General features: G+C 62.5%; 8 protein-coding genes. 6 read left to right on the top strand and 2 right to left on the bottom strand.

Annotated features, from left to right (window positions below; translation table 11 throughout):
• The first annotated feature begins 391 nt into the window (after positions 1-391).
• A complete protein-coding gene (locus GX466_08535; protein NLH94240.1) occupies positions 392-730 on the top strand; it encodes a LysR family transcriptional regulator in 339 nt (112 codons plus the stop codon).
• A gap of 114 nt (positions 731-844) precedes the next feature.
• On the opposite strand, the gene GX466_08530 is transcribed toward GX466_08535, so the two are convergent.
• Together GX466_08530 and GX466_08525 are read right to left on the bottom strand one after the other, a co-directional pair.
• Positions 845-1,438 carry a peroxiredoxin gene (locus GX466_08530; protein ID NLH94239.1) on the bottom strand — a complete coding sequence of 198 codons (594 nt, stop codon included), beginning with the start codon at positions 1,436-1,438 and terminating at the stop codon, positions 845-847.
• A gap of 13 nt (positions 1,439-1,451) precedes the next feature.
• On the bottom strand, positions 1,452-1,913 hold the full coding sequence (locus GX466_08525) for a redoxin domain-containing protein (protein ID NLH94238.1): 462 nt from the start codon (positions 1,911-1,913) through the stop codon (positions 1,452-1,454).
• 792 nt (positions 1,914-2,705) lie between these two features.
• Here GX466_08525 and GX466_08520 point away from each other — a divergent pair.
• The 5 genes from GX466_08520 to GX466_08500 form a co-directional block, all read left to right on the top strand.
• Positions 2,706-3,836: a hydrogenase small subunit gene (locus GX466_08520; protein ID NLH94237.1), complete on the top strand. Its 1,131-nt coding sequence runs from the start codon at positions 2,706-2,708 to the stop codon at positions 3,834-3,836.
• A gap of 11 nt (positions 3,837-3,847) precedes the next feature.
• Positions 3,848-5,518: a nickel-dependent hydrogenase large subunit gene (locus tag GX466_08515; GenBank protein NLH94236.1), complete on the top strand. Its 1,671-nt coding sequence runs from the start codon at positions 3,848-3,850 to the stop codon at positions 5,516-5,518.
• Positions 5,519-5,530: 12 nt separating this feature from the next.
• Entirely contained in the window at positions 5,531-6,199 is a 669-nt protein-coding gene (gene cybH, locus GX466_08510; protein NLH94235.1) for a Ni/Fe-hydrogenase, b-type cytochrome subunit, read from the top strand.
• A 72-nt stretch (positions 6,200-6,271) separates the two neighbouring features.
• Entirely contained in the window at positions 6,272-6,766 is a 495-nt protein-coding gene (locus GX466_08505; GenBank protein NLH94234.1) for a hydrogenase maturation protease, read from the top strand.
• The coding region (locus GX466_08500) for a hydrogenase maturation nickel metallochaperone HypA (protein ID NLH94233.1) at positions 6,759-6,945 on the top strand (187 nt) is incomplete at its 3' end. The genes GX466_08505 and GX466_08500, both read left to right, overlap by 8 nt.

Here is a 6,945-nt window from a genome sequence, read left to right as displayed (position 1 = left end):
TGTCGCGGGCCGCATCGAGGATGGATTGTCCCAGTTTGAATGGAACCGATCTGCCGTTCAAAACGAAGGTTGCACCGGACATGACAGACTCCTTTGCAGACGGATTGTGTTCACGGGATTCACGAGGCGGTAATTTATATCATATATGGCATATGCCGAAAATGGCTTAATACAGGTCCGTCGGGATGTCAATAACCTTTTCGGGCTCCGCCGCCGGCGGCCGCGGGAGGGGATCGCCCCGGGGAACAATGTTATTTTAAACTTATGCTTGCTGAAGGGTTTTGAAATTGATAGGTTGGACACAACCCCGGGTTGGCGCTGTCTTCCGTTGCGACGGGTTGGAAGACCGGATGAAGCAAGAAACCTTTTCTGGAACCGAAGGGCCGCCATCATGAAAATTCGTTACAAGATCTGGTTGGAGCAAGACGGGAAGGTGATCTTCGGGAAAGGCCGGGATGAACTGTTCCGGGCGATCCAGGAGTGCAGGAGCCTGCAGGCGGCGGCAAAGGAATTGAAGATGTCCTACCGCGCTGCCTGGGGGAGACTCAAAGCGTCAGAAGAGCGTCTCGGCATCAAACTCGTGGAAAACGACGGTGCAAAGAAAGGCCTCCGCCTGACGGCGGAGGCCCGGGAGCTGCTGGAACAATACGAGCAGTTCGAGAAGGACCTCAAAAATTTTCTGCAGAAAAAGTCGAAAGCCTTGGGGTGGGACAGGGACGTGGAACGCTGAGACCCGTCCGGAAGGATTGCCAAACCCCCGCCCCGGTAGCGCACCCGCTTCCGGTCAATCCTTCCTCCTGATCATTACGGCCCCTTCATCGGTGCGCCAATCACCGGTCGCCCCTCATTTCAGTTTCCCCAGCTCCCGGATGAGCGCCTCCAGTGGCGGGCGCTTGTTGATGTCGTGGACGTCGATGTAGCGGATGACTCCCTTCTTGTCGATGACGAACAGGGCCCGCTCGGTGGTGCCGTCGCTGCGGAGCACCCCGTAGGTCTCGGCAACCTTGCCGTGGGGGTAGAAGTCGGAGAGCACGGGGAACCACAGCTGGCCCATCTGGTTCGTCCAGGCGTAGAGGGTGGGGATGTTGTCCACGGTGATGCCCAGCAGGATGGCGTCGCTTGCGTCGAAGAGGTCCTTCACGATGTTGTAGCCCGGCCACTGGTCGGAGCACACGGGGGTCCAGGCGGCGGGGACGAAGGAGAGAACGACGTTCTTCTTCCCCCGGTACTCGCCCAGGGTGACCCTCTTGCCCGCGATGGAGGGCAGCATGAAGTCCGGGGCCTGCTGGCCGACTTTGACCTTCAGGACGCTGTCGACGGGTTTCAGATCGCCGGGGGAATAGATGTTGTCCTTGTAGGCCTCGGAGTGGGTCTGGGCCATCGCCGGCACCCCGAGGGTCAGGGCGACTACGAGGGTGATGAAGGCGGCTGTTCTCATTATGGCATCCTCCTTACAGTCCTGCGGCTTTCTTCAGGGTGTCCAGGAAGGCCGGGATATCGCCGAACCCGCCCAGTTTGGCGTAGGTGATATCCTGGGTGCCGTTCGGGTTGAGCCTGACGGCAATGAAGAAGGGCGTTCTCACCTCGCCGCACTTCTTGTGGATGTCATAGTCGGGGTCCGGGAAGACGGGGAAGGGAACACTGTATTTCTTCCGGAACACGTCCGTCTCGTAGGACGAGTTGCCCGCCCCGATGCCGATGATTTTAATCTTCCCCTTCGAGACGGGGTCCTTCTCAATGGCCTCGTAGAGCTGGTTCACGACGGGGGCCTCTTTCTGGCAGAAGGGGCAGTACATGCTCAGGATCTCGATGAGGACGAGATTGGCCTTGACGTCGGCCATCTTGAAGGTCTTTCCCCAGCCCGAGAGGCCCAGGTAGGTCCGATCCGCCCGCTCGGAGGGAACCGGGAGCATCAGGTCGAACAGCTTGTCGCCGGGCTTGGGCTGGCCGGCCGCGAGGACCGGGACCGCCGCGGCCAGGGCGGCAAGCAGCAGAAGGGATACCAGGATTATCTTCTTCATCTTCATCGTGTTCCTCCGCGCCATGGGTCGTTTTGTCATGAAGTCGCCGGGTCCTTCGTGCGGACCCCTCCTTTTCTCCGCCCCGAAACCATAACAAAAAAAAGCGGACGGGTCAAAGAATGGGGCCCCGCTTCCCTGCAGTTGGACATCCCGTAATCGGGGCCGGGAGGGGACAAGAAGTGCTTGACATTATGTCATTAATGACATAAATGGGCTCTTGCCGGTAGCCATCCCCCTTTGAGGAGATGACCGGTGATGTACATTCGGGAGAGAAGAAGACGGCAGAAGGCGGGTGCACGGATCGCCTGAAAGGCCTTGTGGGTGAGGATTTCACTTGACTTTCGTGCATGAATAGCGTTTAGACGCAACCGGTCTACCGCATTTCTTTTGTCTCTCTTCCCTGCGGCCGGCAGCCTTTTCGATGTGCCGACTCGTTTTCGCGCGCTCATTTCCCAGCCAGTCGCAACCCAGTTCTTGAAATTTGAATGACGGAGGAAACCCGGCAGCGCCGAAAGGCGTTGCGAGTACGGTGATGAACTGTATGCAATCCTCCCTCTACCGGGGGCGGCGAATAACAAGCATCTTTACGGTTCGGTCGTGAAAGGGGGTTTTATGGGGAAAGACGATTACACCAAAGCGGTAGGCCGGCAGTACAACCGGCTGTTGGAGCAGTGCAAGGTCCACATGGACCGCTTCGAGAAGGAGTATCCCGCCCCGCGGGAAGACTTCCAGGCGCTGCTGAAGGAGCGGGGGGTCTCGAGGCGGGACTTCCTCAAGTGGACCTCCTGCATGACGGCGGCCCTCATGCTGCCGCCCATCTTCGAGCCCATGGTCGCGCGGGCCGCCGAGAACTTCAGCCGCCTGCCCGTCATCTGGCTCCACTTCGCCGAGTGTACGGGCTGCACCGAGTCCCTGCTGCGCTCGTCCTACCCGAACGTCGATGACATCCTGCTCGAGACGATCTCGCTGGAGTACCACGAGACGATCATGGCCGCCGCGGGCGACCAGGCCGAGAAGTGCCTCGAGGACTGCATCCACCACTTCCCCGGCAAGTATGTCTGCGTCATCGAGGGCGCCATTCCCCTGGGCCTCAACGGCCAGTACATGCGGATCGGCCACAAGGGAGAGACGGCTCTCCAGATCGGCAAAAAGGTCACCTCCAAGGCCGCGGCGACGATCAGCATCGGCTCCTGCGCCATCTGGGGCGGCATCCCCTCGGCCCGGCCCAACCCCACCGACGCGGTCGGCGTGAGCAAGGCCCTGGGCATCTCCACGGTGAACATCGCGGGCTGCCCCCCCAACACGGTCAACTTCACGGGGACCCTGCTGTACTTCCTCATGTTCGGCGGCATGCCGCCCCTCGACGGGCAGGGCCGCCCGGTCTGGGCCTACGGCAAGCGCGTCCACGACTTCTGCGAGCGCCGACCCCACTACGACGGCGGCGAGTTCGTGGAGCAGTGGGGCGACGAGGGCGCCCGGCGGGGCTGGTGCCTCTACAAGGTCGGCTGCAAGGGGCCCTACACCATGGCGAATTGCCCCCACCTGAGGTTCAACGACCACATCTCCTGGCCGGTCATGGCGGGGCACGGCTGCATCGGCTGCACGGAGATCGGGTTCTGGGACACCATGGCCCCCCTGGAGAAGCCGATCCACGAGGCCACCATCGGTGGCGGGGAGAAGACCGTCGACGACATCGGCATCATGCTGACGGTGGCGACGGCGGCCGGCGTCACGGCGCACGGCCTTTTCAGCGCGCTGCGTCACGGCGGTCCGGACAAGAAGGACGAAACCCCGCACAAGGAAGGGAAGGAGTGAGGAGGTGAACCATGGCGAAACGACTGGTCGTTGATCCCATCACGAGGATCGAGGGACATCTCAGGATAGAAGTCGAGCTGGACAACACGAACACCATCAAGGATGCCTGGAGCAGCATCACGCTGTGGCGCGGCATCGAGACGATCCTCAAGGGCCGCGACCCCCGGGACGCGGGCCTCATCGTGCAGCGCTTCTGCGGCGTCTGCACCTACGTGCACTACGAGGCGAGCATCATGGCCTGCGAGGACGCCTTCGGAATCAAGCCGCCGCCCAACGCGCGCCTGATCCGCAACCTCACCCAGGGCATCTGGTACCTGGGCGACCACATCATGCATTTCTACCACCTGCACGGGCTGGACTGGGTGGACATCGTGAGCGCCCTCAAGGCGAACCCGAAGGCGGCCGTGGATCTCGCAAAGAGCGTCCACCCCAATCCCTGGAACTGCTCCGAGACGCACTACAAGGCCGTCCAGGACCGGCTCACCCGCTTCGTGAAGTCGGGGCGCCTGGGCCCCTTCGCCAACGCCTACTGGGGCAACCCCTCCTACAAGCTGCCCCCCGAGGCGAACCTGGTCATCGCGTCGCACTACCTGGACGCCCTGCAGGTCTCCAAGACGGCGGCCGCGGCGCAGGCTGTCTTCGGCGGCAAGAACCCCCACCCGCAGCACCTCGTCGTGGGCGGCGTCTCCTGCGTGCTCGACGCGATGAACCCGAGCCGCCTGGGTGAGTTCCTCTTCCGGGCCAAGGAGGTGAAGGACTTCGTCGAGAGGGCCTACATCCCCGACGTCATCCTCGCGGCGCGCTACTACAAGGGCGAGGGCCTGGCCGGCATCGGCGGCGGCGTGAAGAACTACCTCTGCTTCGGCGGCTTCCCGCTCGATGACGGCATGACGAGCTTCCTCTTCCCGAGGGGCATCGTGAAGAACCGCGACCTGACGAAGCTGCTTCCCATCGACGAGAAGCTCATCACCGAGGAGGCGCTGCACGCCTGGTACCAGGACGACAAGCCCCAGCACCCCTACGAGGGCACGACGATCCCCAAGTACACGGGCTACGACAAGGACGGCCACGTCAAGGGCAACGAGAAGTACACCTGGTGCAAGGCGCCCCGTTACAACGGCGAGCCCCACGAGGTGGGGCCGCTCGCGCGCATGGTCGTGGGCTTTGTCGCGGGCGACAAGAAGATCAAGCCGCTCGTGGCCGACACGCTGAAGGCCACGGGGCTGCCGGCGACGGTGCTCTTCTCCACGCTGGGGCGCACGGCCGCCCGGGCCCTCGAGACGAAGCTCGTGGGCGACCAGCTCGAGCCCTGGTTCAACGAGCTGGTGGGCAACATCAAGAAGGGCGACGTCCGGACCTGGACGCCCTGCGACGTCCCGAAGGAAGGACAGGGCCGCGGAATGACGGAGCCCCCGCGCGGGGCGCTCAGCCACTGGATCCGCATCAAGGACCACAAGATCGCCAACTACCAGGCCATCGTCCCCTCCACCTGGAACTGCTCGCCCAGGGACAAGAACAACAAGCGCGGCCCCTACGAGGAATCCCTCATCGGGACGAAGCTCGCGAAGGCGGATCAGCCGCTGGAGATCATCCGGACGATCCATTCCTTCGATCCCTGCATGGCCTGCGCGGTTCACGTCATCGAGCCGGGCGGCCAGGTCCGCAAGTTCCGGGTGGCCTGAAAGGAGGGTGCCATGGAAGCAATCGTTCCCAAGAAACACTGGACCGTGGCCATCCGCATCAACCACTGGGCCATGGCGCTGGCCATCTTCGTGCTCATCGGCACGGGGTTCCTCATCGCCTACCCCTTCACCCTGCAGGGCGGCGAGACGTGGATGAAGTATTCCGTCGGGTATATCCGGTTCGTCCACATCCTCTTCGGGGTGTTCCTGGCCCTGCTGTTCGTCTGGCGGGTCTACCTCGCGTTCTTCTCCACCTTCAAGGCGGACTGGAAGGACCTGCTGGCCTTCACGAACATCCCCAACACGATCCAGCAGATCAAGTTCTACCTGCTCATCGACAAGAAGGGCCCCCCGCACACGGGCCTCTACGGACCCATGCAGTCGATGGCCTACCTGGGCCTCTTCGGCATGGTCTTCCTCATCGTGGTGACGGGGCTCATCCTTATGGGGGCGGGCTACAGCACGGGGCTCACGAGCTGGTTCTACGCGATCCTGAGGCCCGTCGAGAGCCTGCTGGGGGGGCTTGCGTCGGTGCGCTACATCCACCACGTGCTTACCTGGGGCTTCGTGCTCTTCATCGTGGTCCACGTCTACATGGCCTTCTGGTATGACGCCGTGCTGAAGGAGGGGACACTCTCCTCCATGGTGAGCGGCTTCATGTACGAGAAGGGCGAGCACTGAAACGTCACTTGATTTAGACCAAACTGTAATTAAAAAGGGGGAGATGAAATCTCCCCCTTTTTCGCTCGGGACATGGAAAAGAAGCAATTCATCACCATATTAGGTCTCGGCAACATCCTCATGAAGGACGAGGGGTTCGGCGTCCATTTCGTCAAGTGGCTCGCCGGCCGCTGGAGCTTCCCCGAAACGGTCGAGCTCGTCGAGGGAGGGGTCATGGCCTATGCCCTGCTGGGGCCCGTCTGCGGCTGCGAGCACCTCATCGTCGTCGACGTCCTCAAGACGGACGACGAGCCGGGGGCGGTCTACCGGTTCACCCTGGCGGAGATCGAGCCGAAACTGCCGCCGCCCACCTCGGCCCACGAGGTGCAGTTCCTCGACGTGCTGTGCAAGGCCGAGATGCTCGATGAGGCCCCCGAGGTGATCTTCCTGTGCGTCGTGCCGGAGAACATCCGGGACATGGACATGGAGATGACGCCGCTGATGCGCGAGAAATTTCCGATCGTCGAGGCGCTGCTGATGAAGGAGCTGGCCCGCCACGGCATCCGCCCGGAGAGACGCCATGCATGAGCTGTCGCTCGTTGAATCCATCCTGCAGATCGTCGAGGAATATGCGGCCAAGGAGGGGTTTGCCCGCGTGAGAGCCCTGCGGCTCTCCTGCGGCAAGCTCTCCTGCGTCGTCCCGCAGGCGCTGAGCTTCGCCTTCGAGGTCCAGTCGAAGGGGACCCGCGCCGAGGGCGCGGCGCTCG

The sequence above is a fragment of the Candidatus Cloacimonadota bacterium genome (assembly GCA_012516855.1).
Lineage (GTDB): Bacteria > Cloacimonadota > Cloacimonadia > Cloacimonadales > Cloacimonadaceae > Syntrophosphaera.
Note: the sequence above shows the minus strand (reverse complement) of the source record. Positions and strands in the feature narration are given on the sequence as shown.